The organism is Bartonella sp. DGB1, assembly GCF_041345015.1.
GTDB lineage: Bacteria > Pseudomonadota > Alphaproteobacteria > Rhizobiales > Rhizobiaceae > DGB1.
In genome coordinates this window covers 1,010,563-1,035,475 of sequence record NZ_CP166769.1, presented here as the reverse complement: position 1 = coordinate 1,035,475, position 24,913 = coordinate 1,010,563, and the positions used below count along the sequence as shown (strand labels likewise).

Genomic DNA, 24,913 nt, shown 5'->3' with positions numbered 1-24,913 from the left:
ATCAAGATTATATTTTCAATGTGTATCTTGTATATCGAAAGCTAAACTGGCAAGCTTTAAGCTGACGCCTATAGTGATAAAATTAGATGTGATTCGCAGACGTATAATGCACCGTGCGGACGCAACCTGCATAGTTCGCTAAATTTATTAGTATTTTTTAATAATTAATTAAAGTTGGCGATAAGAAATTTTTAAATCTCAAGTGTTATATAGGGGAGATTTATATCATTTGAAATCGATGTAAGGTTACTATTTTTCAATATTATTTCAAGTTTAAGATGAGGAAAATATATGATGCAAATAGGTTTTGTTGGCTGGCGGGGTATGGTAGGTTCTGTTTTGTTAGAACGTATGGTGGAGGAGAGTGATTTTAAAGATATCGCTCCACATTTTTACAGTACATCTAATCCAGGTGCAGACGGTCCAACCATTGATGGCATTACTTATCAACTGAAAGACGCTAAGGCTATAGAGGCATTAGCGGAAATGGATATTATTATCACGTGCCAAGGCGGAGATTATACAAAATCTATTTATCCAGCGTTGAAAGCTAGCGGCTGGCAGGGTTATTGGATTGATGCAGCTTCTGCATTGCGTATGGATAAAGATGCTTGCATTATTCTTGATCCTGTTAATCGCTTAGAGATCGACAAGGCGATTAATGAGGGCATTAAATTATTCGTCGGCGGCAATTGTTCCATTACGCTAAGCTTAATGGGGTTAGCCGGATTGCTTAAGGCCGAGCTGATTGAATGGATGAGCGTGATGACATATCAATCGGCCTCCGGTGCGGGTGCTCAGCAGGTGCGTGAATTAATTACCCAAAGTGCTTATATTGGTAAACACTTAAGTGAAGATGAATTAACGGATAGAGGCTCTGTATTGCCATTGGTGAAAAAGGTTAATGCTTTGATTAATAGCGCAGACATGCCAATCAAAGCTTTTGGTGTCCCGTTAATGGGTAGTATCATTCCTTGGATTGATAGCGATTTGGGTGATGGCAATAGCCGTGAAGAATGGAAAGGTGAAGCTGAAACCAACAAGATCCTTGGCTTGCAGCCTGGAACTATTCCAGTTAACGGACTATGCATTCGTGTAGGTGTTCTTCGCTGCCATAGTGCTGCTATTACCATGAAACTGAAACGCGATATTAGCGAAGAAGAATTTGCCGCTTTGGTAAAAAGCGCCCACCCTTGGGTGCATTATATACCAAATAACAAAGAAGAGAGTGTCAGTAAATTGACTCCAGCAGCTATTAGTGGTTCGTTACAGGTTGGTGTTGGTCGATATAAGAAAATGTTGCTCAAAGATGAACAGATCTATTCTGTGTTTACCGTAGGAGATCAGTTATTGTGGGGGGCAGCGGAACCGTTGCGCCGTATGCTCAATATTTTGCTTAGACGAATGTGATCATCTGTCAATAATTGCCAGTGCTAGAGAAACTTAAATACTCGGTGTAAGGGGGTATATATGCGTCAATATTTTGGGTACATAGCAGCCTGCGGTTGGTGCTTTATCACAGCATTTTCTATGCTACTAACCAGTGAAGTTAGCCAGCGCTTAAGTCCTTTTATTGTCTGCTTTTTTACATTTTTTTTAGCCAATCTCATTTTCTTGGTCTATAATATTTGCAATATAAGGTCTTTGTGGCGGCGTATTCTGAAAAAATCTATGCTGAGTCAAGTTTTTGGAATTAACGTCAGTAGCTTTGCTGGTTGGGGACTGATGATTTATCCGCTTACTTATCTTCAGCCAACTCTAGTCGCTACATTAATACTTGGTATTAATCCTATTGCTACAGTGGTGATCTCTCGACTATTTTTCAGACAGGCGTCTCCAAAAAAACTTGAAATTATTAGTTTAGCACTTTTTAGTGTGATTTTTCTTCTGAGCGTTCAAACATTTCATGGTGAAAATAATATTTTTGGTACATCACATTTTCAGATGATCATGTCATTATTATGCTGTTACTTGTCTGGTATCGCCACATCGGTGAACAATATTCTAACAAAAAAAATTATGATGAATGGTTTTAGTATTACAGACGTGATGTGCTCCCGTTTCTATTTAACTATCATTATTTCTGGAATTGTTGGGTTTTCTACGCATAAGGTTGCTATTGATCAGGATTTAGTATTTTCTGTGTTTATTACGACGATGACTTTTGTTATTGTTCCTTTGGTACTGTTGCAGGTCGCGCTGAAAAAACTTGATCCGTTACGGGTAGCAATTATTTCACCATTAATGCCGGTTTTGCTGGTAATTATGCAATTATACAATTCCGCAAGTTCCATTCCAGATATTACAGTCGGTGCTACTTTGGTGATTTGGCTGTTGGTATCTCTAGGTACCTATTGGGCGATGCGTAAGGTATGATGCTACCATTCGCTATTATTTTTATTAACTTCTTAGAAAAAGCGATATAAACAATAGTTTTTATATATTTAAATATTTGTAAAATAGCATTGATTGTAGGTTATCTTAAATGTATTTTATCCGTATAATTAAAAACTTGCTGATTTAATAAAATATATTCTTAGAAAATATAGAATTTTTATAATATAATCATTGTTCAATTGCTCATCGAAATATCTTAATTATGTTCTAATCAGAAATTTGTATATGAGTCTATTTATGCTATAACAGGTTAAAAAATAATAGTCTATGATATCATTTATTACTGAATGATTGGAGTAAGCTTTAGATAAAGTTTTTTAGCTAATGAGTTTTATTTTTTTGGTTAAATAGTCCTCTATATTTACCCCCCGAAACTATTGAATTTAGAAATGCTTTTTTGATATGTAATATTAGTTAGAAAAAAAATTATACTAGTGCTGGCTATTAATATTTCAATCGACCATTCATTTTTGTTTAGCAAGAAAGATGCAGGTAATGACGCTGAAAATATCATAGGTAATAAAAATAATAACCATTTTATAATTTCGGTTGGATAAATGGTTATGGGTAGGAATGAAAGTTCATAAATTGTTGCATGAAGATAAGCAACAGGCATTTTTCTGCTGGTAATGAAAGTTAGAAAATTTAAAAGTAGAAAAAAACAAATATTAATTATTAAAATACATATTAGAGCTATTATAAATTCTAAATAATTTACGTAATTACCTGATAAGGGTGGTAACTCGATGTAATAATAAGCAAATAATGCAAGGATGCAGAAATTTATAAGGTTAAGTGGTTTACACCAACCGAATAACATTAGTAATAAGCTAGGTACAGGTTTTGTAAGATATGGTTCAATTTTTCCCTGGGCGACTTTTTCAAAAAACATCTCTATTGAAGTTGTAAAGATACTTAAAAATAAACTGAGTAAAATAAAAATAACAAAAATCAAATGTATTTCATCTTTACTGTAGCTGCCTAGTTTTTCAACGTATGAGGATACTTGATCAATATATATGAACTGGATAAGATAACAGCTCATGGATAGAATAAATGTACCAAGTAAATTTTTTTTATATGCGCATTGGCGTTTAATATTCAATAAAATATAGTAGAAACTTATACGCATATTATCCTCCAGCACTATTATAAGTTTTTAAGCCTTTGGACCAAAAGAAACAGATTAGTAAATAAAGAATATTTATATAAAATAGGCTACCTATTAAAAAATGAATTAAAATTGCACTGTCATAGGTGGTAAAATATTGCGCAGGAGCAGAAATCGTAAAATGATATGGATTATAAGTCATGATAGGAATAAGCCAATTTGGCCACAATGATGGTGGTAAAAGCGTTCCTCCAAGTAGTGCTGAGCTAACAAAACTAAAAGAAAGAAGAATATTATATTCTATGACCCAGAAACTGAGTAAAGCTAGAGTAAAAGAGAGTAAAAAAGAAAGTAACTGAGACAGAATGAGAATTATAATAAGACTACCTAAACCACTCAATATAGAAAGATTTATGTTATTATCTGTTATTGACGAAATAGACCGGATAAGGTGCAATATTATAATTGGTAAGGCATAAAGGAGACTTTCTCCTAAAAATGTAAATAATCTTTGTTTAATGTAGCTAGAGGGTTTTATTAGCCAAACATCAAGCGTACCTTCTCGTATGTTTGTGGAAAGATATTTTATAACATCATAGCCATTATTTAATCGCGCTAATAATAGGGCAAAGGCATAATAATATATAATATCATCAAATGTAAAATTTGGTACAGTAGCCTTTTGGTTTGAAAAAACAGCGTTCCACAGAATTAGCTGAATAATAAAAGGAGACAGTGTTCCCATGACAAAATCGGTAAAAAATAGAGCTCTATCATTTATCACGGTAAGCAGACCGTTGCGCGCATAAAGATAATAACAATAAAATAGATTAATTAAATTCGTTAAACTTAACACGAAGCATCTCCTCTAATGAGGGGGTAGAGATAGAAAAAGAGCAATTTAATTGTGTGGTTAAAGCTTCTATAAAATGTACACTATCTTTTCGGGTTAAGACAATCTCAAAATTAGAACTTTCCTTGATAATGCGTTTACTGAAATGTTTAATACCTGTCCTATGCGCGACCGCATCAATATTTTTCTCAATTGTTTTTAATATATTTGGAGTTTCACCATAAATTGTTATAGTGATAACGGATGGAGTTATAGCTTTAAGTGTTTGAATATTACCATGAAATTTTATATTTCCATTATGTAGTAAAATAATCTCATCCACATACCCATCAATATCTCCCATATCATGACTAGTTATGAGATAACCTAATCCTCTTTCTTCTTTTAAAGATTTTAATAATTCTCGAATTTCATGTTTTGATGTGATGTCTAGCCCAATGGTTGGTTCATCAAGAAAAAGCAGTTTAGGACGGAACACGAGATTACATACTAGTTCACTCTTAACCCGTTCTCCAAGACTTAATAATCTAACTGGTTTATTTATAACATGATTAAGATTTAATAAAGTTGTTATTTCATGTAAATCTTTCTTAAAGGTTATAGGGTCTAGACCATAAAGTGGACAAATCATTTCAAAACTATATTTTAAAGGAAGATCCCACCATAAAGAATTTTTGTGACCAAATACAACCCCTAAAGATTTGAATAATTTTTTATTATTTGTATGAGGATTTAAGCCTAAAATATTAATTTGTCCTGTATCTGGAGTTTGTATGCCGGTTAATATTTTAATTAAAGTGGACTTACCGGCTCCATTCGGTCCAAGTATGGCTATTGATTGTTTAGAATGTAAGGTAAAGTTAATATCACTTAGAATTTTATTTGTTGTATAACTAGGGTTAATTAAGGCAACACAACGCTTCCAAAATCCGGATACTTCATTCTTAACTTGATAACTTTTAGAAAGTTTTTTTACTTCAATCAAAGGTAATTTCAAGGTTCACCTATTTCCCCTAATTTTTTAGATAGGCAATTTAGTTGTAAATAATCAATATTATTATAGTTATTACGTATTAGTTGAGATAGCTACTTTTTTACATAAAATTACATAACAAACTATAGAAGATTGCACTGGAAAGTATAATAACAGACTTAGCGGCCTTTTTAAACACCAGAAGATACTTATTAGAGAACTTTTATAAAATAAATTAACTACAAGAGAGCGTATAAAAATGTAGCTTAATATATTTTAAACAGGCTATAAATAGTTAGTTTGTCAGATTTTTTAAGGGGTAATGGCGGAAGGGGTGGGATTCGAACCCACGGTACAGTCTCCTGCACGCCGGTTTTCAAGACCGGTGCCTTAAACCGCTCGGCCACCCTTCCTTAGGTATTATTGTTTATCTCAAATTATTTATAAAAGGTCAATAAAATTAAAATGTTTTTAACAAGAATACTGGACAAATTTAGTCTTGATCCAATATTCTTTAGTTAGGTTTTTAATTAAGATCACCTTGTAAATTTTTTTCTAAAATTTGTCGAACATAACAAGTATAGGAAATTCCTTTAATTTTTGCTTTGGACTTAATTATTTTTAGTAAGCTTTTTGGTAGACTTAGACTTAAACTAACGTTTTTTGGTTTGGGACTAATATTTTCGGTATGAATTTTTACTAGATCTCTTTCTAATAAGGTTTCACGTACGACTATACGTTGTTCATCAAAATTATTAAAATTATTGGGTTTATTATAATTTTTTTTTGTCATAATTATCTCCCTATATAAGTCCAATTAATTAAATATAGACCGCTGATATTGTAGTTTCTATGTTGAAACTTTATCAGTTACATATTTATAATATAGTTCTTTATTTAAAGGGCTACAAGTTAATTTTAACAAAATCTATATATTATTGATCTTTGATAATATTAAATATTTATTAGATAAATTAAACAAATCTTAGAAATATGACGTTGAAAGAATTAATTATAAAAGTAGTTAAGAGAGTTTTAATTTGATTTTAAAATATAATATAATTAATCTTTAATATATATATTTGTTGTTACTAGAAGCAGGTGAGGAAATAGAAGTTTCGGATTAGAAATCAATTGATAAGGAATTTTTAAACTTTAGAAATCTAAAAAAGAATTATTATAATTAATGAATAGATAATCTATAAGAAAATCTGATTTTGTATATAGATCTAAATTAAGCTAAATGGTTGAATTTTAGAAATGTATCTTTGTATATTTCATTATATGAAATTTAATGCACGGTATGTCAATATTTATTGGATGATATACAGTGATAATAAGGAGTTAGTTTTATGGAATTAAAAGATTTTACTATCTTAAAAAATGATGATTGCTTCTCTTTTATAAAAGTAAAGGATATTTTTTTTCATGTGCAAGGTGGAGGACAGCCACATGATAAATTATTAGATTCTAATGGCGAACTTATAGAGATAGTAAAAGATGAAGGTAATCTTTTATTAAAAGTAAAAAATAATATGATTATAGATAATAAAATTGATGTTTTCATAGATTCTGATTATAGACAACTTTGTTCAAGACTCCATAGTGCTGGTCATTTACTATCATTATTTGTTTTTGAAAGTTTTAAATTAAATACAATTAAAGCGCATCATTTTCCAAATGAAGGATATATAAAAGTAGAGGGTTTAATAGATAAAGATAAAGCTGATTATATAGAAAGTGGGGTTAATGCCATCATTGATAAGGGCTGTAAAGTTATATCTTATAATAAAGAATCAAATAAAAGATTCGTAGAGTTTTGTGGTATAGGGGGTTATGAATGTGGTGGAACTCATGTTTCAGATATTTCGGAAATAGGAAAATTTTTTATAAAAAATATTTCAAATAAAAAATCAATGACTACAATAAAATATGATATATTCTGATTGTATTTGGTATATCTTTTTATACTATAGTTAATATAAGTATGTGATTTGAGTAGTTAGAATATTATATAATTATGCATTATTTTAACAAGTCGCTTAGTAAAGAAATTAATGTTATAGAAAGTATTAATTGCAGCAAATATAAAAAAAGATCAATAGCTATATGGTTTAAATCGGCAACCCTACCTTAAACAACAGGGTTCTTAGATTTTTTTATTTTATTATTTATAGTGACACAGCTATACAGAAGTAAATTCTTAAAATTATTATTGTTGATGCTGGTTAAAGTCTCTTTTATTTGTTGTTATAGTTATAGTTATAGTTATAGTTATAGTTATAGTTATAGTTATAGTTATAGTTATAGTTATAGTTATAGTTATAGTTATAGTTATAGTTATAGTTATAGTTATAGTTATAGTTATAGTTATAGTTGTAGCTTAGGCAATTAAGATTACCTAAACAAGTGAGATTAAGAGACAGTAAATATTAAAATTAAAAATAATATAATAAATTTTATTATTGTGTAATCTCTTATAAGCTCGTCAATTATTTGGTTATATTTGATACTAATCTTAGTGCATATTACATAAGGTAAGAGTTATAATAGTTAAAAAGTTATGTCTTATAACAATTTTTCAAATAAAAAATTGTGAAATTCCGTGGTATAGGTGGCTACAAATATGATGTAACTTAATAATAAAAAGGCTTTGACAAAGAAAATATTATATGATTGAATATTTTAATAGTTGTTGAGTTTCAAAACTATTAAGTAATTTAAATTATAAAAAAGAGATAAATTATGAAAAAGTTTAATTCTTATGTAATTTCAGTTATTTTAGTATTTTTTGCTTATATACCCCAGTTAGTGCTAATAGTTACTTATCGAAAAATTATGCGATTGATGAAGTTGTGCAGTATGTTTCTTCAATGTATGGTTGGAGAGAAGTTTTTGAGGATGCAGCGGAAGGAGCAGCTAAAGGTCTAGTTGTGATCACAGGAGCTGATGGAGGTTCAGCTGTTTAAGGAGTTGCAGGAGCGCAGCTAAATGTGCAGTGTCAGGAGGAGTAGTAGTCGCTGTTGGAGGAGGGGTAGACCCTATTCGAAAAGGTCGTTTGAATGAATAATAATTTATTAATATAGGTGATATTATGCAATTAATTAAAGGATCATTATTAGTTATGTTAGGTATTCTAGCAGGTGCGATAGTCTATGCTATCGTCGGCTGGTTGCTTAAAGGAGGAAATTTTTACATTGGTTTTAAAGATGGGTTTGTGCTTGCTACTGCAGTAATTACTTCGATAACGGCAGCTAAGTTGCGAAAATAATTTAGTCTTTAAACATCTAAATCCTACTCTAAAAAGTGGGATTTAGAGGCTGTTGGTTTTTTGGTGCTTTGGTTGAGTTTTAGCTAAGAATAAGATAATAAAAATTTATCATTGGTTGATTATAATATGGTCAATCATTTGATGATATATGATCTTAATATTAGTGCTTATTGCGTAAGTGTGGCGTTACGATAACGAAAATAGGTAATTGTATTTATCTGTAAAAATAAATTTTATTAGTTCAGAATTAGTAAAATAATTGGTTAATATACAAAATGACACAATGGTTAAGGTATAATAGTGATAAGGTTATACGTATAACAGAGAAATAGAAATAACATTTTTGACAATCTGAGATAGTAAAGAAATTTGTAATATAATTTGCTAATTATTATTGAGTAAAGTTAGCCGGTATTTATTTTAATATTAAAATATTTTTCTTGTTGGCTACATTGTAATGTTAATATTTATTATTCTAATAAATTGGTAAAGATTCTTAACAGCTATAGATAATATCGTTGAATGGGTAAAGATTATTTAATCGGGGGTAATTTTTTAAATTTAGCTAAAATATATACTCGATTCTAATTGATTGAATATAAAAGGTAAGCAAAAAAGTATAACAATAACAATCTGAAATATGTCGTAAGTCGTTAGTTTTATTAGATTTTTATGAGATAATGGTGCTGCGAGAGAGGATTGAACTCTCGACCTCTCCCTTACCAAGGGAGTGCTCTACCACTGAGCTACCGCAGCATAAATAGTTTTTTTACATATATTTTACAAATAAGCAAGAGACACAGTTAATTTTTTACAAAAAAATTTATTTTTTACTTTTTATTTAAGTGTAAAATTGTTAAAATAAGCTATAAAAGGGTATTTCATGGATAAAAAATTAGAAAAAGAAAAAAGGTTGGCGCAACAATTACGAGAAAATTTGATTAAACGTAAGCAAACCTCTAAGAAGTTATCTCAGAAAATATTAGAAAGTCAATTGTCTTTAAGAAAAAGACAATTGGGAAAGTCTGCTATAGATATTAAGAATTAATTTATTATATAATAGCAATTAGCTTTGGAGTAAATGATGACATCTATTTTGCCGTTAAATTTAACTGGAGAATTGGGTCTTCAACAATATTGGAAAGAAGTTCAAAAGTTTCCTTTATTGTCTAACCAGGAAGAATATAATTTAGCACAAAATTATCGGCAAACCGGTAATATAGAAGCTGCGCATAAATTAGTAACAAGTCATTTGCGTTATGTAGTAAAAGTAGCCTTGAAATATAGAGGTTACGGTTTACCAATGAATGAAATTATTGCAGAAGGTAATATCGGTCTTATGCAAGCTGTGAAAAAATTTGATCCTACTAAAGGGTTTAGGTTAGCAACTTATGCTATATGGTGGATTAAGGCTACTATGCAAGAATATATTTTAAAGTCTTGGAGCTTGGTAAGAATTGGAACTACTATAAATCAGAAAAAATTATTCTTTAATTTGAAAAAATTAAAAGCAAAAATACAAGAAAATGATCAAATTTACTTATCAGATGCACAAACTGAAACAATATCTAAACAATTAAATGTAACTCCAAAAGAAGTAGTATCTATGGAGCAAAGATTAATCGGTGATAGCTCATTGAATGCACCGATAAAAAATATTGAAGGTAATAATCTGGAACTCCAGGATACAATTGCAGATGTGTGTGATAATCAAGAGATTCTATTGTTACAAAAAGATGAGCAAACTCAAAAGCATAATTTGTTAGAAAAAGCTATCGCGACTTTAAAAGAAAGAGAGCAGGCTATAATAAGAGCAAGAAGATTACAAGATCCACCGGCAACTTTGGAGAGTTTGTCAATGGAATTTTCTGTCTCAAGAGAGAGAATTAGACAAATAGAAGAGAGAGCCTTCGAAAAATTACAAAAATATTTAATAGAATATAAGTAAATTTATATGATGAACTGATTGTAAGTTATGCAATGGTTAATCATAAAGAGATATTATTTAAAAATTTAATATCTCTTGTGCTTTGTTAATATCAGTTATTGATATTAAGCTAGAGAGCTCTACTAAATAATTGGGTATTTAAAAAATGCTCATATATACTAATAAATCTAAGCAGCTCGATTGTGCAGAGCCTGTGTGTGAAAAAGTAAATTTTCTCCTTATTATTATTTTTTATCATACTGATGAATGACTAAGGAAAAATGAGGTAATTTAGTTTACTTCAATTTATATAATAATTAACTATGGAGAAAATATTAAATTTTCAAATAATATCTCTTGTGCTTTGTTAATGTCAATTATTAATAATAAGCTGGAATTATCTTCTAAAGTGATTGGTATTTCTAAAATTTTCATATGTACTAACAAATCTAAGTTACTTAATTGTGCTGACTCTGTATTTGAAAAAGTGAATTTAAACTTATTATTATTTTCTTTTTTTATTGTACCAATGAAAAAGCGAGGAGGAACTGTGCTTTTAAGTCTTCCTTGGGGTGTACCTATGGCCATTATTTTTCCGTTACCTAATTCCTCTGCTTCAGGAAAATTAAGCACCATTTCATAAGATGCTTCTCCATTGAGGTTATTCTTACGACCGAAAGTAATATTTCCTATTTCACCTAAAGAATCTAAATTAATGCTTGCTATTATAGCAGCATAATTGTCATATTCATTATTTGGTGCTGTTGACCAAGAAATTTGCCCTTTTATGGATGATTCTAATTGACCTGATGCATCACTTTTATTTGCAGTAACATAACTATCATTTTCCTCTAACTTAACTGATGTATCGTCTGTTGTAGAATTATAATTGTCTAAATTATTATCTATATCAGAAAAAGGGACGTTTTCTTCTGTTCCGTTCGCTAGTAGACGATAGGTATTTTTATTGTGTGCTAGTATAACAGGACTGTTATCATTTATATCATCTTCGTAAGAATTATTATTATTTCTAAGATTTGTAATAAAATAAACAGCAAGTAAAAGGAAGATAATAGATAGAGCAACAAACGGCCACCAAGTAATTAAATAATTACTAAACTTATTAGTCTCCTCAGTTTTTATACCCCACTTATGTTTGAGATCATTATTTTTTGTATTACTCACAGTGTTTGAGTTAAAATTAGTATCCTCTTTTAGTTCCTCTGTAAGAAAAATTTCACTATTTTCATTCTCGATTTCTGCGTGAGGTGTTATACCTTTTTCTAAAGCTTCAATTTGTTCATCTATAGAGGCATATTCTAATTCTACTTTATTTATAGCTAATTCTAGTTTGTTTATATATTTTTTAATCTTATTTTCATCAAGATTTTCATCATTAAGTTTTTTTAGGTAGCTTTTACGTACATATGAATAAATTCCATTACGTACTTCAATAGAAGCTATAGGTTGACTATCAATAATTTTTTTTAATAACGTTACAAAATCTGTCATTAATTTAGCTTCTTTAAATGATTTTTTTAATCTTGAAATGGATCCTTAACTAATATTGTATCTTCACGTTCTGGAGAAGTGGAAAGCATGGCTACCGGAACTCCGATTAGTTCCTCTAAGGATTTTATATATTTTATCGCTTCAGAAGGTAATTCGTTCCAGCTTCTTGCACTTAGAGTTGGTTGCTTCCAGCCTTTAAAAGTTTTATAAATTGGTTTTACACTAGCTTGTTCGTTCATCTCAGTGGGGAAATAGTCGATTATTTTACCATTTAGTTCGTAGCTTACACAAACTTTTATTTCATCTAAGCTATCTAATACATCTAACTTAGTTAAAGCTATTCCATGGATTCCACAAACTTGGATCATTTGTTTAACTAATATTGCATCAAACCAGCCACAACGACGCTTTCTGCCTGTTACAGTTCCAAATTCTTTTCCTCTTTCGCCTAAGGTTTGACCTATTTCATTTTTTTGCTCAGTAGGAAAGGGTCCTTCACCAACTCTGGTTGTATAAGCCTTAACTATACCTAATACATATTGTAAGATATTAGGTCCTAGTCCTGAGCCTAGCGCAGCTTGGGCAGCAAGAGTGTTAGAGGAGGTGACAAATGGATAAGTACCAAAATCATTATCTAGTAATGCTCCTTGTGCTCCTTCGAATAATATTCTTTTTCCAGAGGATTTATAAGATTGTAATAATGACCAGGTAGAATCACAAAATGGTAAAATTTGATTAGCAACAGACATTAGTTCTTGGTAAATCGTTTCAGATTTAATTTCTGTTTGTCCCATTCCACGTCGTAACGCATTGTGATGTACTAATAATCTATCAATTTTTTCTTGTAAATTTTCAGGTGTTTTTAGATCTACTAAACGGATAGCTCTACGTCCTACTTTATCTTCATATGCTGGACCTATACCACGTTTAGTTGTACCAATTTTAGTACCAGTTTTGCTATTTTCTTCTCTTAAAGCATCTAGATCACGATGCAAGGATAAAATTAAAGGTGTATTTTCAGCTATTCTCAATACATCTGGAGTTATATTAACTCCTTGAGCAGTTAATTTTGCAATTTCAGCTACAAGATGGTGAGGGTCTACAACTACACCATTGCCAATTATTGACATTTTACCTCTGACAATACCAGATGGTAAAAGAGATAATTTATATTCTGTACTATTAATAACTAAAGTATGACCAGCGTTATGACCGCCTTGATAACGTACGACAACATCGGCTCTTTCAGATAACCAATCAACAATTTTTCCTTTGCCTTCGTCTCCCCATTGGGCGCCGACTACCACCACGTTAGCCATAACAGACTCCTTATATTTTCAGGATTATACTCATTTTATTGTAGTTTATTTTTTTATTAATTACAATTATCTATTATATTATAGTTAATTTTTCTTGTTCAAAAGCCCAAGTTAGCCAAGGTAATAATCTTCGTATATTTTCTTGCTCGATGGTAGCTCCACACCAAATTCTTAGCCCGATGGGCGCTGTTTTATAAGAAGATATATCATATGCAACTTTTTCTTGCTCTAGTCTTAAGATCATATTTTTAATAAAATTACTCGCTTGCTCGGTTGATAATTGTAAAAAACAAGGGTCAATTATTTTTATACATACGGATGTATTAGAATAGCTCTGCGGATCTTGGGCTAAATTTTCTAACCAAGGGGTTGTTGCAATAAACTTCCAAAGGATATTAGCATTTTTGTTACATCTATCTATTAAAGCAGGTAAACCTCCTATAGAAAGCCCCCATTCAAGTGCTTGTATGTAATCTTCTAAACATAACATAGAAGGAGTATTAATACTATAACCCTCAAAATATCTGCTAATCAATTTACCATTTTCTGTTAAGCGAAAAATTTTTGGAATAGGCCACGGTGGATTATAAGTCTCCAGTCTATGAACGGCTCTCGGGCTTAAAATCAGCATACCATGAGATGCTTCACCTCCTAAAGATTTTTGCCATGAAAAGGTAGTGACATCTAATTTATTAAAATCTAATTCTTGAGCAAAAGTAGCAGATGTAGCATCACAAATAGTTAACCCAGAACGATTAATTGGAATAAAATCAGCGTTAGGAATTTTTACGCCACTGGATGTAGCATTCCAAGTAAAAATAACATCATTAGAAAAGTTAATTTTAGAAAAATCTGGCAAATAGCCATAGTCAGCTTTTATTATTTTGGAATCTTTGATTTTTAATTGCTCTGTAACATCTTTTACCCATTCTTGTCCAAAATGATCCCAGCTTAAAATATCTACGGGTCGTTGACCTAACAATGACCAAAAAGCCATTTCTATTGCGCCGGTGTCGGAAGCGGGTACCATAGCAATTATATAATCATTAGGAACTTGTAATAATTCTCTAGTAAGATTAAGTGCTTTTTGTAGGCGTGTAATAGCAACTGTAGAACGATGCGAGCGACCTAACAAACTATTTTGTAAGATAGATAAGTTCCAGCCAGGATATTTTGAACAAGGACCAGAAGAAAAATTAGGGTTAGTAGGACGTAGAACAGGTTTAGGTAATAAAAAAGTCACAAAATATTCCTCATTTTATAAATATAATATAATATCTAAATAGGTTAATCAATTTATTTTGTGTATTAATAAAAATATTGCTAGACAGTTTGCACAAATCTTTATAAATTGTAGCACATAATATGTCCAGATAGCTCAGTCGGTAGAGCAGCGGACTGAAAATCCGCGTGTCGGTGGTTCGAACCCACCTCTGGGCACCATTATATTATAAAAAACCTAATAAAACCAATGGTTTATAGCATATGTAAGGCTAGGTTGCTATCGTTTCTCACCCCTTTTTACATTTATTAGTTTTAAAAGAATCTGTAATAATTATCCCCTTGTAAGCAATTTTTTTACTTATTAATATACTGTTTATAGTTGTTAAAAATTTTGACCATAATAACAATATTTATTGTTATTATAATCTTTTTTTATTCTAGCAGGATCAAGTTTAAAGAGAGAGTAAGCAAGGATTAATTTTCTTTACATTTGTTTTTTTTGAGATGTTAAAAATCGTTTTTATCTATCATGTATAATTTTATTACTATTGGGAAATCTTAGTTTAGTTATTCATACTAGCTTAATAATTGTTTTATTAATTGTGAATTAATAGAAGCTAAATTTTTTAATATTAAATCGCTTGGACAATAAATATAGTTAGCTATTTTTTTATTTGCGAGTACTTATTTACGTAAATAGATATGAATAATAGTATCAGATTTTTATGCGGGTTCTTTTTTAATCTTATGCCAATTAACTGTAAATTTTTTAATGTTACTGCTTTAAGTTAAATAACAAAAAATTAGTTATAACCGTCTAAGAAATGTAGAAATTGGTGGATTTTTTTGTTGACAAAATAAGGTGATTTTTAGATTTTGGTAATAAGGTAATTATTCATCTAGTTGTTGCCGTTACTAATAAAAATTTAATAATTAAAGTTTTGAATAAAGCTAGTAGAATTTACTATCTTTAAAAATATGGTTATATATTTTAATCTTAGTCGGTATGTAGTTGACTATGGAGGAATAATATAATGAAAAATTTAGAATATAAATATTTTGCTGATGTGGATTTGTATGATAAATTTTTTGATAGTTTAAAAGAAGATTATCCAGGCTTTGAGGATTGGTTTAATAGAAAATCAAAAGAAAAGGCTTTTGTTTTATATGGTAAAGAAAATAAAGTTGTCGGCTTTATGTATTTAAAAAATGAAAAAGATATAGATCCAAAAATTATTCCTCCTCTTAAAGGCGAGAATATATTAAAAGTAGGTACTTTTAAATTTATACCTGAGGGTACTGGTAGGGGAGAAAAATTTATAAAAAAAATATTGGATAAAGCTATAGAAGATAATCATGATATGGTATATTTAACGGTATTTGAAAAACATGATTATTTAATTAGATTATTTGAAAAATATGGTTTTTTAAAACATGGTAAAAAAGAAAATGAATTAGTATATGCTAGAAATATGAAAAAAATATATAATGATATTTTATTAGATTACCCTTATATAAAAACTAATAGCAAAAAATATCATTTAGCTATTTTTCCTAAATATCATTCTAGATTATTTCCAGATTCATTGTTAAAGACAGAACCGCCTGATATCGTTAAAGACGAGTCTCACTCAAATAGTATTCATAAAATATATATTTCTGCTATAAATGATTTACAAAATTTGAAAAAAGGAGATATTATTGCTATCTATAGAACTTGTGAAGATGGACAAAGGGCTGCATATACTTCAGTAACTACATCAGTTTGTGTTGTAGAGGAGGTTAGGACAAGAGAATCGTTTGCTGATCTAAATGATTATTTGAAGTATTGTAGTAAATATAGTGTTTTTAGTGAAGAAGAATTAAAATTTTTTTTTAGGGCAGAGCAATATAAATATGTAATAAAATTTACTTATAATGTGGCTTTAAAGAAACGTTTAATTAGAAAGACTTTGTTAGAGAAGGTTGGTTTAGCTAGAGACGTATATTGGGGGTTCTTTGAAATTAAGGATGAGGATTTTAAAAAAATTATAGAGTTATCGGAAACAAATGAAAATTATTTTATCAATTAAACCTGAATTTGTAGATAAGATTTTTTCTGGTGAGAAAAAATATGAATTTAGGAAATCCATTCCTAAGAGACTAGGTATTAGCAATGTAGTAGTTTATTCTACCTTACCTGTAGGAAAAGTAATAGGTGAATTTACTTTCAGAAAGATATTATCTCTTACTCCTAATGCATTATGGGACATAACAAAAGATTCTTCTGGTATAACTAAAGAATTTTTTGATGATTATTTTAGAGATAAATCTTTAGCTCATGCATTTGAAATTGATAGCTTTAATCTTTATTCAGCTTATCTTGATATATCTGAAATATTACCCTCTGGATTACCGCCTCAATCATATTGTTATATTGACTGATAATATTAGTTAACTAAGTAAGCGTTATAAGCTCGGCAAAAATGCTAGACTATTAATAAATCGTGTTTGTAATAGTCTAAAGGGTTTATTTATTGTAAGGAAGGTAACTTAGTTTTTTCTTTAGGATAAGCCACACATTAGTGCGTGTTTAGGTAAATTGAAATATAGCGTACGTTGAGTTATAATATATAGTTATGTGAGGAATTTTTTATATTTATTCTTGTTAATTCAATAGTTTGCAGTATCATTTTTAAATAATTTTATTAAATTTTTGTACTATAATATGTTGCACCGTACTAATTATATTAGATTTGTTCCTGCAAAATAAAGGTAATAAAACTTATAAAAATAATAGATTTTTAAAACATATATAAAAATTATATTTAGAAATAATAACTTAAACCAATATTTATTTCATGACCAATAAGAGCTTCTAATCCGTAAGTTACAATATTATCTTTTTTTATTTTTTTGTTTCGTTGAGTATAAATTATTTTTTTCTCTTGATTAGAAATGATATTATTATAACGATACTCTGCGCGTACAATAATCTCTTGCTCGGTTTTATGTTCAATTCCTACACCCACCGCCATATTTTCCATAAAAACCTAAGAATATCAACGATTTATAGCTTATTTAGGATTATGATATTACCTTTTTACACACCCTTTTAAGCTCAATGTACTTGAAAGCATACGAAAGAATCTGTAAAACTTATCCCCTAGTAAATAATTTTTTTACCCATTCAAAGATGTTATCTATAGCTATTAAAAATCTTTGACCTTCTATAACAATGACAAATATTGTAATGATAATCCATTTTAACCAACGTGATAAAGTTTTAAATGTAGAGTAAGCAGTAGCTAATTCTCTTAGCATCTGTTTTTCTTGTGTCGTTAATGGTGTTCTTTTCTTTTTATCTATCATTTTATAACCTTATCACCACGTGCAAACTTTAGCACCAGTTTCATTATGTCTTAATAATTGTCTAGCTAACTGTGGGCTAATAACATCTAAATCTTTATATTCTAAATAAATAGGAGCAAATAAAATACAATTATCTGGTCTCGTCATTACCGCGCACCCACTTACGCAAAGCGTCACGGATATTAGCATCAGATTTCTTATTAATGTCATTTTCTACCTTTTGACGTATACCAATAGATTTTAATGTTTCTTTATCTTGCTTATTTCGTTGGTCTTGCTGTCCTAATTTAAAAGCTTTAGCTAAGGCAACAAAAAAAGCGGTTATAACCGCTCCAGCAATATATAAATATTTTTTCATGCTTTGCTCCAATGCGGTTTTATCACAATGAATCATAACCTAAGGATTTTAAAATTAACAGAGTCTGTAGACGCTAAAAAGCCCCACCATAAAAGCGGGGCTTTCTTGTTTACTTTTTTATCCATTTCGCCATAAACACGCCATTTAGGCTGAAGTTGATTTCAATTAATGCATATTGTTTCATATTTTTTGTTGTGGTAAAATAGATTGGTTAGAGCAAATTAATAAAAATTTATACTTAAAGGAGCTATTCTGATGCATGAAGTTCAAAAAATAGCTAACTTTTTTTTAGAGAAAGCAAGAACTGAAGATATCTATATTTCTCCTATGAAAATATTGAAATTAGTCTATTTAGCTTATGGATGGGTTATAGCACTAACTAAAAAAAAGTTATTTTCTGAGAAAATAGAAGCTTGGGGGCACGGACCAGTTATTCCATCTTTATATCATGAATTTAAATGTTATGGTAATAGGTCTATAGCAAATTATTCTAATATTTATGATTTAGATAGCGGAGAAATTATAACTCCTACCCTAAGTAAAGAAGAAAGAAAGAGCGATACTGGAAAAATATTGAATATAGTTTGGGAGTCATATAAAAATTATTCTGCTTGGCAGTTGCGGGAAGAATCGCACGTAGCAGGAAGCCCATGGCATAAGGTTTATGATTGTACTAACCCCTATTCTAATCCACCGCTTGAAGACGAGGACATTAGAACATATTTTGAAAGAACCATAAATGTCTACATCAGAGAATCTAGAAAAAAGCAATGCCATTGATATTTTAAATAATCCTAAAGAGGTAAAAGAGGTAATAGCACATCTTCAATCTAATAATAAATCTTCTGGTGATACGGTTGAAGTGCATTGCCCTAAAAGACAAGTTGTTTATTTTTCTATTACCGAGCATGAAGCTGAAATGCTACAACAATATTGTGGCGATAATCAAATTTTAGCTAGTATAATATCTTTTTTCGCTACTTCTATTGCAGGCACAGTGTTAACCATGTTTTTAGAAAAAAAATTTACCATTATAGTTTGTGTAATTATTGTTATTTTAACTGTTTTGTGTGCTTTTTTGGCTTTATGGTACTATAATAAAAAAACAAGGTCTGAAAAAATGTGGGTCAAGATTAAAACAGAATCTGGGTTTTTTGACAAAATAAAATAAGTTTCAGATTCTGTTGCCTCACTAGCTTGGCAACAGATGAAGCCCCACCATAAAAGCGGGGCTCATTATTTGCTACATAGCTTTTCCTCGTTGTTTGTCTGCACTAAGGTGTATTTTCTCTATAGCTTTAATATCTCTAGTGAGTGATGCCCGTAAAGCAGTAAATAAGATATGGTGACTAATACGATTTTGTGCTAAAGCTGTATCTACTACATCAAGATATAAAACAGTTTTTAAACATTTATCAATTTTACTATGTGTTACTTCTCTTTTACTACCAACAGCATTACCATATGTACGTTTGGTTAAATATTTTTCAGCTTCCAAACGATAAACATTAGATAATTGTTCTGCATGTTTTCTAATGCAGTCTTTTATTCTTATTGGTAGCTCTCTTTCATCAGCTGGTAATTGATATATAACTTCTTCTTGATCTTCTATTGCTAGTTTAGCTATAGGAATAACGTGCTGTTGTTCTAATTCCAACCAGCGGTCAACAATCTTTGCTCTTAGTGTTGTGCTATAACCAGATACTAAAATTAAACACTCGCGTTTAGGTAGGTGATAGCATTTTTGTTGCTTTTTGTACTTATCAAAATAGATGCCCTCAAATTTGAGGAGATCTTTTTCAGCATACAAATCCTCTAACATTTTCTTGATATCACGCATAACATTATCATGTCTTTTATTACACAATGTTGCAATTTCATGACTAGACATAGTTAACACTGGTGTTGCTACATCTTTTTCTTGGGCTTGTTTTAATTGAGAGTTCTTTTTAGCTTTTTGGGCATTATTTATATAATTGATTAAACCGTCCATGGTTTTTCTCCTTGATATATTAAAGTTTTGATTAAACACCATATAATGGTGTCGGGTGCTCAAAACACGGTATCAAGTCCGTCGTTATGCTTTCCCCTTGCGGGTATTTTATGACATAACTACACCCGACATAAAACGCATGCTTAAATAGCATAGTAATAAATCGAATTATTTGGAAACGGTAAATAAATTTCGGTTATTTATCCGCTTGATATTTAGTGTTTTGAGGCACTGTATATTCAGGCTATAATATTTTTTAGCCTTTGTCAAATGGTTTTTATGGGGAAAGAAAATAGCTAAAGCTTTAGGGTTATACAAAGCCTTGTTATTAATTGTTTGACTCATTGTTATGTTCGTGAAATATTAATATCATTAAACATACTAAAATATTAGAGGAGCTTATTATGAAAACATTAAAATATTTAATTCTCGCCTTGTCTTTATTAACCGCAGTAACCCCAGCGTCAGCTAAACTGTCAGATGCAGCTCTCTTGTTTATTGAGAAAACCTGTGCGTTTAAGGCAGTTCCAGCAGGAGACTTTAAAACTTTTGAAGAATGTATGAAGCATTTAGTCCCTAATTAATATTATAACACGACAGCAAAGTGATGTGAGGCAATATTATGTTTGTGCATCACTTTGTGTATTATTAAACCAGCTTATAGTATTTATATCTTTTGGCCAGTATTCTGGTTTTTCCGGATAACTGAATATTGATGCTAATTTACTAATGGTTTCGTTTAGTTTATTTCTAATCCTTAAGCTTTGCATATATACCCGTATCAGTGAATGTTATATCTGTCCTAGGATTGTGCTCTATAAAAAAACATTCATCAATTACAGCATCTATAAGATACTCAAATTCTTTATTTACTAAATCCTTTAACTCTCTTTGAGTGAATCCTAAAGGATTAGCAGATTTATTATTTTTCATTATTTCGCAAGTAATTTCTAAAATATCATTTGACATTATAAAACCTCCTTAACATTTATTAAGAGCGTAATAATACACTTCTTTATGCTTACCGCCGTTAGGGTTTCTATTCACTCCTTTAAAGCGGATAACATCGCCCCTATCTAAAAGAAAGTTCATATAACTATTAACATCTCTTCTGCCCATTCCTACAAGGTTGGTAATTTCTGTAACAGCTAAACCATCCTTATACTTTTCTTGCTTTAATAATTCTAATATTTTTTGTCTTTTAACCTTGTTTAAACTAGCAGAAACAATACGCTTATCGTCCTTATCCAATAGCTTATCTATCTTGCTTATAATAGAATCCATTAATATAGGTATTTGGATATGCTTATCAATCATTTTTTGCTCTCCTGAAAATCTTGATAAAACATATTATTTAGAGTTATATTTGGGTTAGATTTATCTTTACTGTCTATAATTATATATCCAGCCTCTGCTAAAGCCTCTATATCCGTATCAGAGAAATAGGTTAACTTAACCATTTTATACTCAGAGCTTTTTATAAATTTTAAAGTATTAAGCAAAGAGTCAGAACCGCCTAAACTAGCTAAATGTTCTAAAACAAGCCCACTTCCAGCCTCTTTCATAAAATCACGCTCAATTTTTAAGTACACCTCGTGAAAGCCGTCCGCTTTAGTATCGAATTCTTCCACACATTGTTTTACTAAGCCTTTGTTAATTTTTTTCATTTCTGTTTCTCCTTTATAAATCATCGTTAATCCTTTTACTTGGCTTACTTATTATGCTACCTGTGTTGCTTGTAATTTTTCAGATAATATTGCTAAGCCTTTGGTTGTGATTTTTGCTTGAGCTATGATTTTTTCACTTCCATCAGGACGATGTATTGTTGTGGTAGGACAATCCATTAAGCCAGACTTTAACTTGTCTTGATAAGGGATAAAATTACTTGTACCTGCGCGTTTATAAATCCAATTGTGTTTTTGTAAATATTGGAATAAATCTTTAGGGCGCATGTTTAAAACTTTAGCAGTATCAGTAATACAAAGTAATCCATCAGCACGTGTTAAATGTTCTAAAGCCTTAACTTTTGGTTCTTGTTCTTTAACTATTTCTTGTAATTTTATAACTTTATTAACGTTATCTAATAATAATGCTTTTAAATTGTCTGGGTTATTTAATACCTCCGTGATATTAGCGGTATTAGGTTGTTTTAACTTTTTCTCACATCTAATAAAATATTGGCGGGCTTCTTTGCCTTTGTCGTTACGTTCTACCATTGATAGCTCTTTAGCCATGTCTAAGGTGAGGTGGTATTCTTTGCGGTTATGACCACCTCGACCTTTGCTCCCCAAAATTGGGGAGCAAACAAAATCCTCACCCTCTTTAAAATTATATTGATTTATACGGTCTGTCATCCAAGTACTAAAATCTTTACCTATTTGTAAAAATTCATGTAATTCACGAGCGTTAACAGTTTGTATTGTGTCGTTAGCTATTTGTGTTTGTTTGATTTCCATTAATTGATTGTCCATAATAAGACTCCTCTTTCTGGTATAATTACAATTACTGAGTTCTTACTCCGCGAGGTTGGCTATTTATATATTCCTCTATATCTGATAGCTTCCACCGCGTTGAATTTAATATTTGGACTGGTTGAGGAAAGTTGCCTTTTTTCATATGAGCATAAATTGTAGTCACACATATATTAAGCATTGAGGCTACTTCTCTTGCGTTGAGTAATTTATCAGCTTCTTTTACGTTGGTTAGTTTCTCAGTCATTCTGAATATCCTTTTTACGCAATAACACTAATTTACCTGAGTATTTATCTAAGATGATTTCTGCGGTAGTGTGCTTGTGACCTTCTTTATCTTTCCAGTTTCTGGTATGAAGTCGACCTTCAATCATCACACCATCGCCTTTTTCTAAAAGGTTATTTGCTAAATTTATAAGAGCATCATTAAAAACAGCGATAGTGTGCCATTCTAACTGTTCGTTAACTTCTCCGTCTTTATCTTTCCATCTCTCAGAAGTAACTAAACGAAATTTTAGCAGTTTTATTCCAGACTTAAGTTCAAAAAAGGTTAAATCTGTTGCAACATGTCCTATCAAGGTAACTCTATTTAATCCATACATGTCATTGACCTAATTAATAGTTTTAGATGGGTTATTGATATAATTAGCTTTGTTAGTGTCAGTTGTAGATTTGTCTAAAGAAAGAATAATATTATCAATAAGCTTTATTGAGTCTTGACCTGCTACAATATCTTTTCTTAATTCAAGCAATGTTTCTTTAACTGCTTGAGCGATTATCTTTACTGATTTTTCTTCTATATCCATTATTGCGTCTCCTTTAATTGTGTTTCCATATCTTTTATTTCTTGTAAAAATTTACTAACTTTTACTGTTATTTCGGCGATGAAATTATCATCACGTAATATGCGCTTTTCTTTAATTCTTAAACCTGCTGATTTACCTTCAAAGCGTGGGTCAAAACTAACAAAGTCACACCAAGCTCTATCTGTGCAAGCCATTTGCCACTGCATTTGTGCTATATATTCGGGTTTGATTTTATCATTAAGTAAAAAATCTAAATGTGTGGTAGATTGAGGGCATTTAACTTCAATAAGTCCATCTGCATTAATTAATCCATCAGGACTTGCGCCACTCATAGCTATAGTAGGGTGGTTTATAAAACCGCATTCAGTTATTACAACATCATTTAAAAATTTATATTCTTCTTTAGCTTGTGCTTCATATTCTACACCCCAGTCCATATATTTATTAGTTGGTTGTGAGAATATTTGCCCTGTTAGCCTTTCACTTAACAATTGCATTTTATAATCAGAATATTTCTTCAGAGGCTCTCCATTTTTCTGGCTAGCAATAATATCGTAAATACGTGATGCTGTTACTTTACCAAGCCTTGCTTGAAACCATTCTGCGCTATTCTGTTGCATCTTTATACTCTAAGTAACTATTGTTATCCTTGGTTAACTTCTTTTGGCTTTTTTGTAATTTCTTTAAAGCTATTTCCGCTTGGGTTTCTGTTAATTCTTCTAAGCTAGCTATGTTAAAATGTTCTAAGATAGTATTTTCATCTATAGCTGTAGCTTTTAGTAAGTTTTTAATTTGTTGTATTTTTTCTATATCAATTGTTGTAACTTCTAACACTGGCTGATTTATACGGTGGGCTTCATCTTCGTCAAAGATACCGCTATAACCAAAAGCATATCTTGCACATTGAATTAAGGCTTTATGACGTAACATGCGAGAAGGGTACTTTTTCCAAGTGTCACTATTTTGCATACATTCACTTAGATATTCAGTTACCTCTATTGGCATGGTTACATTTGCTAATTTTATACAGCAGGTTATAGAGATTAACTTACCATTTTCGTCTAGATTATCTCTAAATTGTAACCCGTCAAACTTGTTATTAGAATGAATTATTTTGACCCAGCCATCAACAGATACGATTGGCATAATACCACCGCCCCGTTTAGGGAAGGCATAAATTTCTTTAGTTAGGGGATTTAAACCATATTCATTTGCTACTGAAATAAAAGCGTGAAATTCTTCTGGTTTAGGGTCTCCTGACATACATGTTTTTACTACTGTTTCTTTGAATTTCTCAGGTGAAAAATTATATTTTTGTGCCATAAGGGCTAAAGGTGAATGTGTCAT

At 30.5% G+C, this 24,913-nt stretch carries 32 protein-coding genes and 3 tRNA genes; 12 read left to right on the top strand and 23 right to left on the bottom strand.

Features of this window, described 5'->3' with window-relative positions; all coding sequences use genetic code 11:
• Nucleotides 1-291 precede the first annotated feature (291 nt).
• Nucleotides 292-1,410, top strand: coding sequence for an aspartate-semialdehyde dehydrogenase (gene asd / locus AB6T46_RS05275; RefSeq protein ID WP_370931103.1), 1,119 nt, complete (start codon nt 292-294; stop codon nt 1,408-1,410).
• A 60-nt stretch (nt 1,411-1,470) separates the two neighbouring features.
• The gene (locus AB6T46_RS05270; RefSeq protein ID WP_370931102.1) at nt 1,471-2,376 is read left to right on the top strand and encodes an EamA family transporter; all 906 of its coding nucleotides are present in this window, start codon (nt 1,471-1,473) and stop codon (nt 2,374-2,376) included.
• A gap of 382 nt (nt 2,377-2,758) precedes the next feature.
• Here AB6T46_RS05270 and AB6T46_RS05265 read toward each other — a convergent pair whose 3' ends face one another.
• The 5 genes from AB6T46_RS05265 to AB6T46_RS05245 form a co-directional block, all read right to left on the bottom strand.
• The gene (locus AB6T46_RS05265; RefSeq protein ID WP_370931101.1) at nt 2,759-3,529 is read right to left on the bottom strand and encodes an ABC-2 family transporter protein; all 771 of its coding nucleotides are present in this window, start codon (nt 3,527-3,529) and stop codon (nt 2,759-2,761) included.
• Nucleotide 3,530: 1 nt separating this feature from the next.
• Nucleotides 3,531-4,364 carry an ABC-2 family transporter protein gene (locus tag AB6T46_RS05260; protein ID WP_370931100.1) on the bottom strand — a complete coding sequence of 278 codons (834 nt, stop codon included), beginning with the start codon at nt 4,362-4,364 and terminating at the stop codon, nt 3,531-3,533.
• Entirely contained in the window at nt 4,339-5,358 is a 1,020-nt protein-coding gene (locus tag AB6T46_RS05255; RefSeq protein WP_370931099.1) for an ATP-binding cassette domain-containing protein, read from the bottom strand. The genes AB6T46_RS05260 and AB6T46_RS05255 overlap by 26 nt, the downstream gene beginning before the upstream one ends.
• Nucleotides 5,359-5,657: 299 nt before the next feature.
• Nucleotides 5,658-5,747 (bottom strand) — tRNA-Ser (locus AB6T46_RS05250).
• A gap of 113 nt (nt 5,748-5,860) precedes the next feature.
• Nucleotides 5,861-6,127, bottom strand: a complete 267-nt coding sequence (locus AB6T46_RS05245) for a CopG family antitoxin (protein WP_370931098.1) — start codon at nt 6,125-6,127, stop codon at nt 5,861-5,863.
• 559 nt (nt 6,128-6,686) lie between these two features.
• On the opposite strand from AB6T46_RS05245, the gene AB6T46_RS05240 reads away from it, so the two are divergent.
• Together AB6T46_RS05240 and AB6T46_RS05235 are read left to right on the top strand one after the other, a co-directional pair.
• On the top strand, nt 6,687-7,280 hold the full coding sequence (locus tag AB6T46_RS05240) for a hypothetical protein (protein ID WP_370931097.1): 594 nt from the start codon (nt 6,687-6,689) through the stop codon (nt 7,278-7,280).
• 1,148 nt (nt 7,281-8,428) lie between these two features.
• On the top strand, nt 8,429-8,605 hold the full coding sequence (locus AB6T46_RS05235; protein ID WP_370931096.1) for a hypothetical protein: 177 nt from the start codon (nt 8,429-8,431) through the stop codon (nt 8,603-8,605).
• A gap of 681 nt (nt 8,606-9,286) precedes the next feature.
• On the opposite strand, the gene AB6T46_RS05230 is transcribed toward AB6T46_RS05235, so the two are convergent.
• Nucleotides 9,287-9,361: transfer RNA gene (locus AB6T46_RS05230), tRNA-Thr, on the bottom strand.
• Nucleotides 9,362-9,488: 127 nt separating this feature from the next.
• Here AB6T46_RS05230 and AB6T46_RS05225 point away from each other — a divergent pair.
• Both AB6T46_RS05225 and rpoH read left to right on the top strand, forming a co-directional pair.
• The gene (locus tag AB6T46_RS05225; RefSeq protein WP_370931095.1) at nt 9,489-9,653 is read left to right on the top strand and encodes a hypothetical protein; all 165 of its coding nucleotides are present in this window, start codon (nt 9,489-9,491) and stop codon (nt 9,651-9,653) included.
• A 33-nt stretch (nt 9,654-9,686) separates the two neighbouring features.
• Nucleotides 9,687-10,553, top strand: coding sequence for an RNA polymerase sigma factor RpoH (rpoH, locus tag AB6T46_RS05220; RefSeq protein WP_370931094.1), 867 nt, complete (start codon nt 9,687-9,689; stop codon nt 10,551-10,553).
• A 300-nt stretch (nt 10,554-10,853) separates the two neighbouring features.
• Here the strand turns inward: rpoH and AB6T46_RS05215 are convergent, their stop codons facing one another.
• From AB6T46_RS05215 to AB6T46_RS05205, 3 genes are all read right to left on the bottom strand, one after another.
• Nucleotides 10,854-12,044 (bottom strand): hypothetical protein, encoded by a 1,191-nt coding sequence (locus AB6T46_RS05215; RefSeq protein WP_370931093.1) that lies wholly within the window; start codon nt 12,042-12,044, stop codon nt 10,854-10,856.
• A 26-nt stretch (nt 12,045-12,070) separates the two neighbouring features.
• The gene (locus AB6T46_RS05210; RefSeq protein WP_370931092.1) at nt 12,071-13,363 is read right to left on the bottom strand and encodes an adenylosuccinate synthase; all 1,293 of its coding nucleotides are present in this window, start codon (nt 13,361-13,363) and stop codon (nt 12,071-12,073) included.
• 73 nt (nt 13,364-13,436) lie between these two features.
• Nucleotides 13,437-14,606, bottom strand: a complete 1,170-nt coding sequence (locus tag AB6T46_RS05205) for a phosphoserine transaminase (protein ID WP_370931091.1) — start codon at nt 14,604-14,606, stop codon at nt 13,437-13,439.
• A gap of 124 nt (nt 14,607-14,730) precedes the next feature.
• Here AB6T46_RS05205 and AB6T46_RS05200 point away from each other — a divergent pair.
• The 3 genes from AB6T46_RS05200 (at nt 14,731) to AB6T46_RS05190 (ending at nt 17,011) form a co-directional block, all read left to right on the top strand.
• Nucleotides 14,731-14,806: transfer RNA gene (locus tag AB6T46_RS05200), tRNA-Phe, on the top strand.
• Nucleotides 14,807-15,621: 815 nt separating this feature from the next.
• On the top strand, nt 15,622-16,659 hold the full coding sequence (locus AB6T46_RS05195) for a GNAT family N-acetyltransferase (RefSeq protein WP_370931090.1): 1,038 nt from the start codon (nt 15,622-15,624) through the stop codon (nt 16,657-16,659).
• Nucleotides 16,637-17,011, top strand: coding sequence for an ASCH domain-containing protein (locus AB6T46_RS05190; RefSeq protein WP_370931089.1), 375 nt, complete (start codon nt 16,637-16,639; stop codon nt 17,009-17,011). Before AB6T46_RS05195 ends, AB6T46_RS05190 begins: the two co-directional genes overlap by 23 nt.
• A gap of 383 nt (nt 17,012-17,394) precedes the next feature.
• Here the strand turns inward: AB6T46_RS05190 and AB6T46_RS05185 are convergent, their stop codons facing one another.
• The 4 genes from AB6T46_RS05185 to AB6T46_RS05170 form a co-directional block, all read right to left on the bottom strand.
• A complete protein-coding gene (locus AB6T46_RS05185) occupies nt 17,395-17,613 on the bottom strand; it encodes a hypothetical protein (protein ID WP_370931088.1) in 219 nt (72 codons plus the stop codon).
• 112 nt (nt 17,614-17,725) lie between these two features.
• Nucleotides 17,726-17,938 carry a hypothetical protein gene (locus AB6T46_RS05180; protein ID WP_370931087.1) on the bottom strand — a complete coding sequence of 71 codons (213 nt, stop codon included), beginning with the start codon at nt 17,936-17,938 and terminating at the stop codon, nt 17,726-17,728.
• Nucleotides 17,939-17,950: 12 nt separating this feature from the next.
• Nucleotides 17,951-18,085: a hypothetical protein gene (locus AB6T46_RS05175; RefSeq protein WP_370931086.1), complete on the bottom strand. Its 135-nt coding sequence runs from the start codon at nt 18,083-18,085 to the stop codon at nt 17,951-17,953.
• Nucleotides 18,069-18,296 (bottom strand): hypothetical protein, encoded by a 228-nt coding sequence (locus AB6T46_RS05170; protein WP_370931085.1) that lies wholly within the window; start codon nt 18,294-18,296, stop codon nt 18,069-18,071. Before AB6T46_RS05170 ends, AB6T46_RS05175 begins: the two co-directional genes overlap by 17 nt.
• Nucleotides 18,297-18,551: 255 nt before the next feature.
• Between AB6T46_RS05170 and AB6T46_RS05165 the strand changes: the two genes are divergently transcribed.
• Together AB6T46_RS05165 and AB6T46_RS05160 are read left to right on the top strand one after the other, a co-directional pair.
• The gene (locus AB6T46_RS05165; RefSeq protein WP_370931084.1) at nt 18,552-19,076 is read left to right on the top strand and encodes a Panacea domain-containing protein; all 525 of its coding nucleotides are present in this window, start codon (nt 18,552-18,554) and stop codon (nt 19,074-19,076) included.
• Nucleotides 19,036-19,467: a hypothetical protein gene (locus AB6T46_RS05160; protein WP_370930971.1), complete on the top strand. Its 432-nt coding sequence runs from the start codon at nt 19,036-19,038 to the stop codon at nt 19,465-19,467. Before AB6T46_RS05165 ends, AB6T46_RS05160 begins: the two co-directional genes overlap by 41 nt.
• A gap of 72 nt (nt 19,468-19,539) precedes the next feature.
• Here the strand turns inward: AB6T46_RS05160 and AB6T46_RS05155 are convergent, their stop codons facing one another.
• A complete protein-coding gene (locus tag AB6T46_RS05155; protein WP_370932050.1) occupies nt 19,540-20,187 on the bottom strand; it encodes a Rha family transcriptional regulator in 648 nt (215 codons plus the stop codon).
• Between the two features lie 506 nt (nt 20,188-20,693).
• Here AB6T46_RS05155 and AB6T46_RS05150 point away from each other — a divergent pair.
• Nucleotides 20,694-20,873 carry a hypothetical protein gene (locus tag AB6T46_RS05150; RefSeq protein WP_370931083.1) on the top strand — a complete coding sequence of 60 codons (180 nt, stop codon included), beginning with the start codon at nt 20,694-20,696 and terminating at the stop codon, nt 20,871-20,873.
• Between the two features lie 166 nt (nt 20,874-21,039).
• Here AB6T46_RS05150 and AB6T46_RS05145 read toward each other — a convergent pair whose 3' ends face one another.
• Genes AB6T46_RS05145 through AB6T46_RS05105 form a run of 9 tightly spaced genes read right to left on the bottom strand, consistent with a single transcriptional unit; the run spans nt 21,040 to nt 24,913 of the window.
• Nucleotides 21,040-21,258, bottom strand: coding sequence for a hypothetical protein (locus tag AB6T46_RS05145; RefSeq protein ID WP_370931082.1), 219 nt, complete (start codon nt 21,256-21,258; stop codon nt 21,040-21,042).
• Nucleotides 21,259-21,270: 12 nt separating this feature from the next.
• The gene (locus AB6T46_RS05140) at nt 21,271-21,606 is read right to left on the bottom strand and encodes a hypothetical protein (protein WP_370931081.1); all 336 of its coding nucleotides are present in this window, start codon (nt 21,604-21,606) and stop codon (nt 21,271-21,273) included.
• Nucleotides 21,603-21,980, bottom strand: coding sequence for a hypothetical protein (locus AB6T46_RS05135; protein WP_370931080.1), 378 nt, complete (start codon nt 21,978-21,980; stop codon nt 21,603-21,605). Before AB6T46_RS05135 ends, AB6T46_RS05140 begins: the two co-directional genes overlap by 4 nt.
• A 27-nt stretch (nt 21,981-22,007) precedes the next feature.
• Complete coding sequence (locus tag AB6T46_RS05130) at nt 22,008-22,760, bottom strand: phage antirepressor KilAC domain-containing protein (RefSeq protein ID WP_370931079.1); 753 nt, start codon at nt 22,758-22,760, stop codon at nt 22,008-22,010.
• Nucleotides 22,761-22,791: 31 nt separating this feature from the next.
• Complete coding sequence (locus tag AB6T46_RS05125) at nt 22,792-23,007, bottom strand: helix-turn-helix transcriptional regulator (RefSeq protein ID WP_370931078.1); 216 nt, start codon at nt 23,005-23,007, stop codon at nt 22,792-22,794.
• Complete coding sequence (locus AB6T46_RS05120; RefSeq protein ID WP_370931077.1) at nt 23,000-23,362, bottom strand: single-stranded DNA-binding protein; 363 nt, start codon at nt 23,360-23,362, stop codon at nt 23,000-23,002. The genes AB6T46_RS05125 and AB6T46_RS05120 overlap by 8 nt, the downstream gene beginning before the upstream one ends.
• Before the next feature lie 9 nt (nt 23,363-23,371).
• The gene (locus AB6T46_RS05115) at nt 23,372-23,566 is read right to left on the bottom strand and encodes a hypothetical protein (RefSeq protein ID WP_370931011.1); all 195 of its coding nucleotides are present in this window, start codon (nt 23,564-23,566) and stop codon (nt 23,372-23,374) included.
• Complete coding sequence (locus AB6T46_RS05110) at nt 23,566-24,186, bottom strand: lambda exonuclease family protein (RefSeq protein WP_370931076.1); 621 nt, start codon at nt 24,184-24,186, stop codon at nt 23,566-23,568. The genes AB6T46_RS05115 and AB6T46_RS05110 overlap by 1 nt, the downstream gene beginning before the upstream one ends.
• Nucleotides 24,173-24,913 (bottom strand): recombinase RecT, encoded by a 741-nt coding sequence (locus AB6T46_RS05105; RefSeq protein WP_370931075.1) that lies wholly within the window; start codon nt 24,911-24,913, stop codon nt 24,173-24,175. Before AB6T46_RS05105 ends, AB6T46_RS05110 begins: the two co-directional genes overlap by 14 nt.

What these genes read in the sequence shown, in the direction of transcription:
- asd (WP_370931103.1), top strand. Translation starts at nt 292, where the DNA reads ATGATGCAAATAGGTTTTGTTGGCTGGCGGGGTATGGTAGGTTCTGTT.
- AB6T46_RS05270 (WP_370931102.1), top strand. Translation starts at nt 1,471, where the DNA reads ATGCGTCAATATTTTGGGTACATAGCAGCCTGCGGTTGGTGCTTTATC.
- AB6T46_RS05265 (WP_370931101.1), bottom strand. Translation starts at nt 3,529, where the DNA reads ATGCGTATAAGTTTCTACTATATTTTATTGAATATTAAACGCCAATGC.
- AB6T46_RS05245 (WP_370931098.1), bottom strand. Translation starts at nt 6,127, where the DNA reads ATGACAAAAAAAAATTATAATAAACCCAATAATTTTAATAATTTTGAT.
- AB6T46_RS05240 (WP_370931097.1), top strand. Translation starts at nt 6,687, where the DNA reads ATGGAATTAAAAGATTTTACTATCTTAAAAAATGATGATTGCTTCTCT.
- AB6T46_RS05235 (WP_370931096.1), top strand. Translation starts at nt 8,429, where the DNA reads ATGCAATTAATTAAAGGATCATTATTAGTTATGTTAGGTATTCTAGCA.
- AB6T46_RS05225 (WP_370931095.1), top strand. Translation starts at nt 9,489, where the DNA reads ATGGATAAAAAATTAGAAAAAGAAAAAAGGTTGGCGCAACAATTACGA.
- rpoH (WP_370931094.1), top strand. Translation starts at nt 9,687, where the DNA reads ATGATGACATCTATTTTGCCGTTAAATTTAACTGGAGAATTGGGTCTT.
- AB6T46_RS05215 (WP_370931093.1), bottom strand. Translation starts at nt 12,044, where the DNA reads ATGACAGATTTTGTAACGTTATTAAAAAAAATTATTGATAGTCAACCT.
- AB6T46_RS05210 (WP_370931092.1), bottom strand. Translation starts at nt 13,363, where the DNA reads ATGGCTAACGTGGTGGTAGTCGGCGCCCAATGGGGAGACGAAGGCAAA.
- AB6T46_RS05195 (WP_370931090.1), top strand. Translation starts at nt 15,622, where the DNA reads ATGAAAAATTTAGAATATAAATATTTTGCTGATGTGGATTTGTATGAT.
- AB6T46_RS05190 (WP_370931089.1), top strand. Translation starts at nt 16,637, where the DNA reads ATGAAAATTATTTTATCAATTAAACCTGAATTTGTAGATAAGATTTTT.
- AB6T46_RS05185 (WP_370931088.1), bottom strand. Translation starts at nt 17,613, where the DNA reads ATGGAAAATATGGCGGTGGGTGTAGGAATTGAACATAAAACCGAGCAA.
- AB6T46_RS05180 (WP_370931087.1), bottom strand. Translation starts at nt 17,938, where the DNA reads ATGATAGATAAAAAGAAAAGAACACCATTAACGACACAAGAAAAACAG.
- AB6T46_RS05175 (WP_370931086.1), bottom strand. Translation starts at nt 18,085, where the DNA reads ATGACGAGACCAGATAATTGTATTTTATTTGCTCCTATTTATTTAGAA.
- AB6T46_RS05170 (WP_370931085.1), bottom strand. Translation starts at nt 18,296, where the DNA reads ATGAAAAAATATTTATATATTGCTGGAGCGGTTATAACCGCTTTTTTT.
- AB6T46_RS05165 (WP_370931084.1), top strand. Translation starts at nt 18,552, where the DNA reads ATGCATGAAGTTCAAAAAATAGCTAACTTTTTTTTAGAGAAAGCAAGA.
- AB6T46_RS05160 (WP_370930971.1), top strand. Translation starts at nt 19,036, where the DNA reads ATGTCTACATCAGAGAATCTAGAAAAAAGCAATGCCATTGATATTTTA.
- AB6T46_RS05155 (WP_370932050.1), bottom strand. Translation starts at nt 20,187, where the DNA reads ATGTCTAGTCATGAAATTGCAACATTGTGTAATAAAAGACATGATAAT.
- AB6T46_RS05150 (WP_370931083.1), top strand. Translation starts at nt 20,694, where the DNA reads ATGAAAACATTAAAATATTTAATTCTCGCCTTGTCTTTATTAACCGCA.
- AB6T46_RS05145 (WP_370931082.1), bottom strand. Translation starts at nt 21,258, where the DNA reads ATGTCAAATGATATTTTAGAAATTACTTGCGAAATAATGAAAAATAAT.
- AB6T46_RS05140 (WP_370931081.1), bottom strand. Translation starts at nt 21,606, where the DNA reads ATGATTGATAAGCATATCCAAATACCTATATTAATGGATTCTATTATA.
- AB6T46_RS05135 (WP_370931080.1), bottom strand. Translation starts at nt 21,980, where the DNA reads ATGATTTATAAAGGAGAAACAGAAATGAAAAAAATTAACAAAGGCTTA.
- AB6T46_RS05130 (WP_370931079.1), bottom strand. Translation starts at nt 22,760, where the DNA reads ATGGACAATCAATTAATGGAAATCAAACAAACACAAATAGCTAACGAC.
- AB6T46_RS05125 (WP_370931078.1), bottom strand. Translation starts at nt 23,007, where the DNA reads ATGACTGAGAAACTAACCAACGTAAAAGAAGCTGATAAATTACTCAAC.
- AB6T46_RS05120 (WP_370931077.1), bottom strand. Translation starts at nt 23,362, where the DNA reads ATGTATGGATTAAATAGAGTTACCTTGATAGGACATGTTGCAACAGAT.
- AB6T46_RS05115 (WP_370931011.1), bottom strand. Translation starts at nt 23,566, where the DNA reads ATGGATATAGAAGAAAAATCAGTAAAGATAATCGCTCAAGCAGTTAAA.
- AB6T46_RS05110 (WP_370931076.1), bottom strand. Translation starts at nt 24,186, where the DNA reads ATGCAACAGAATAGCGCAGAATGGTTTCAAGCAAGGCTTGGTAAAGTA.
- AB6T46_RS05105 (WP_370931075.1), bottom strand. Translation starts at nt 24,913, where the DNA reads ATGACACATTCACCTTTAGCCCTTATGGCACAAAAATATAATTTTTCA.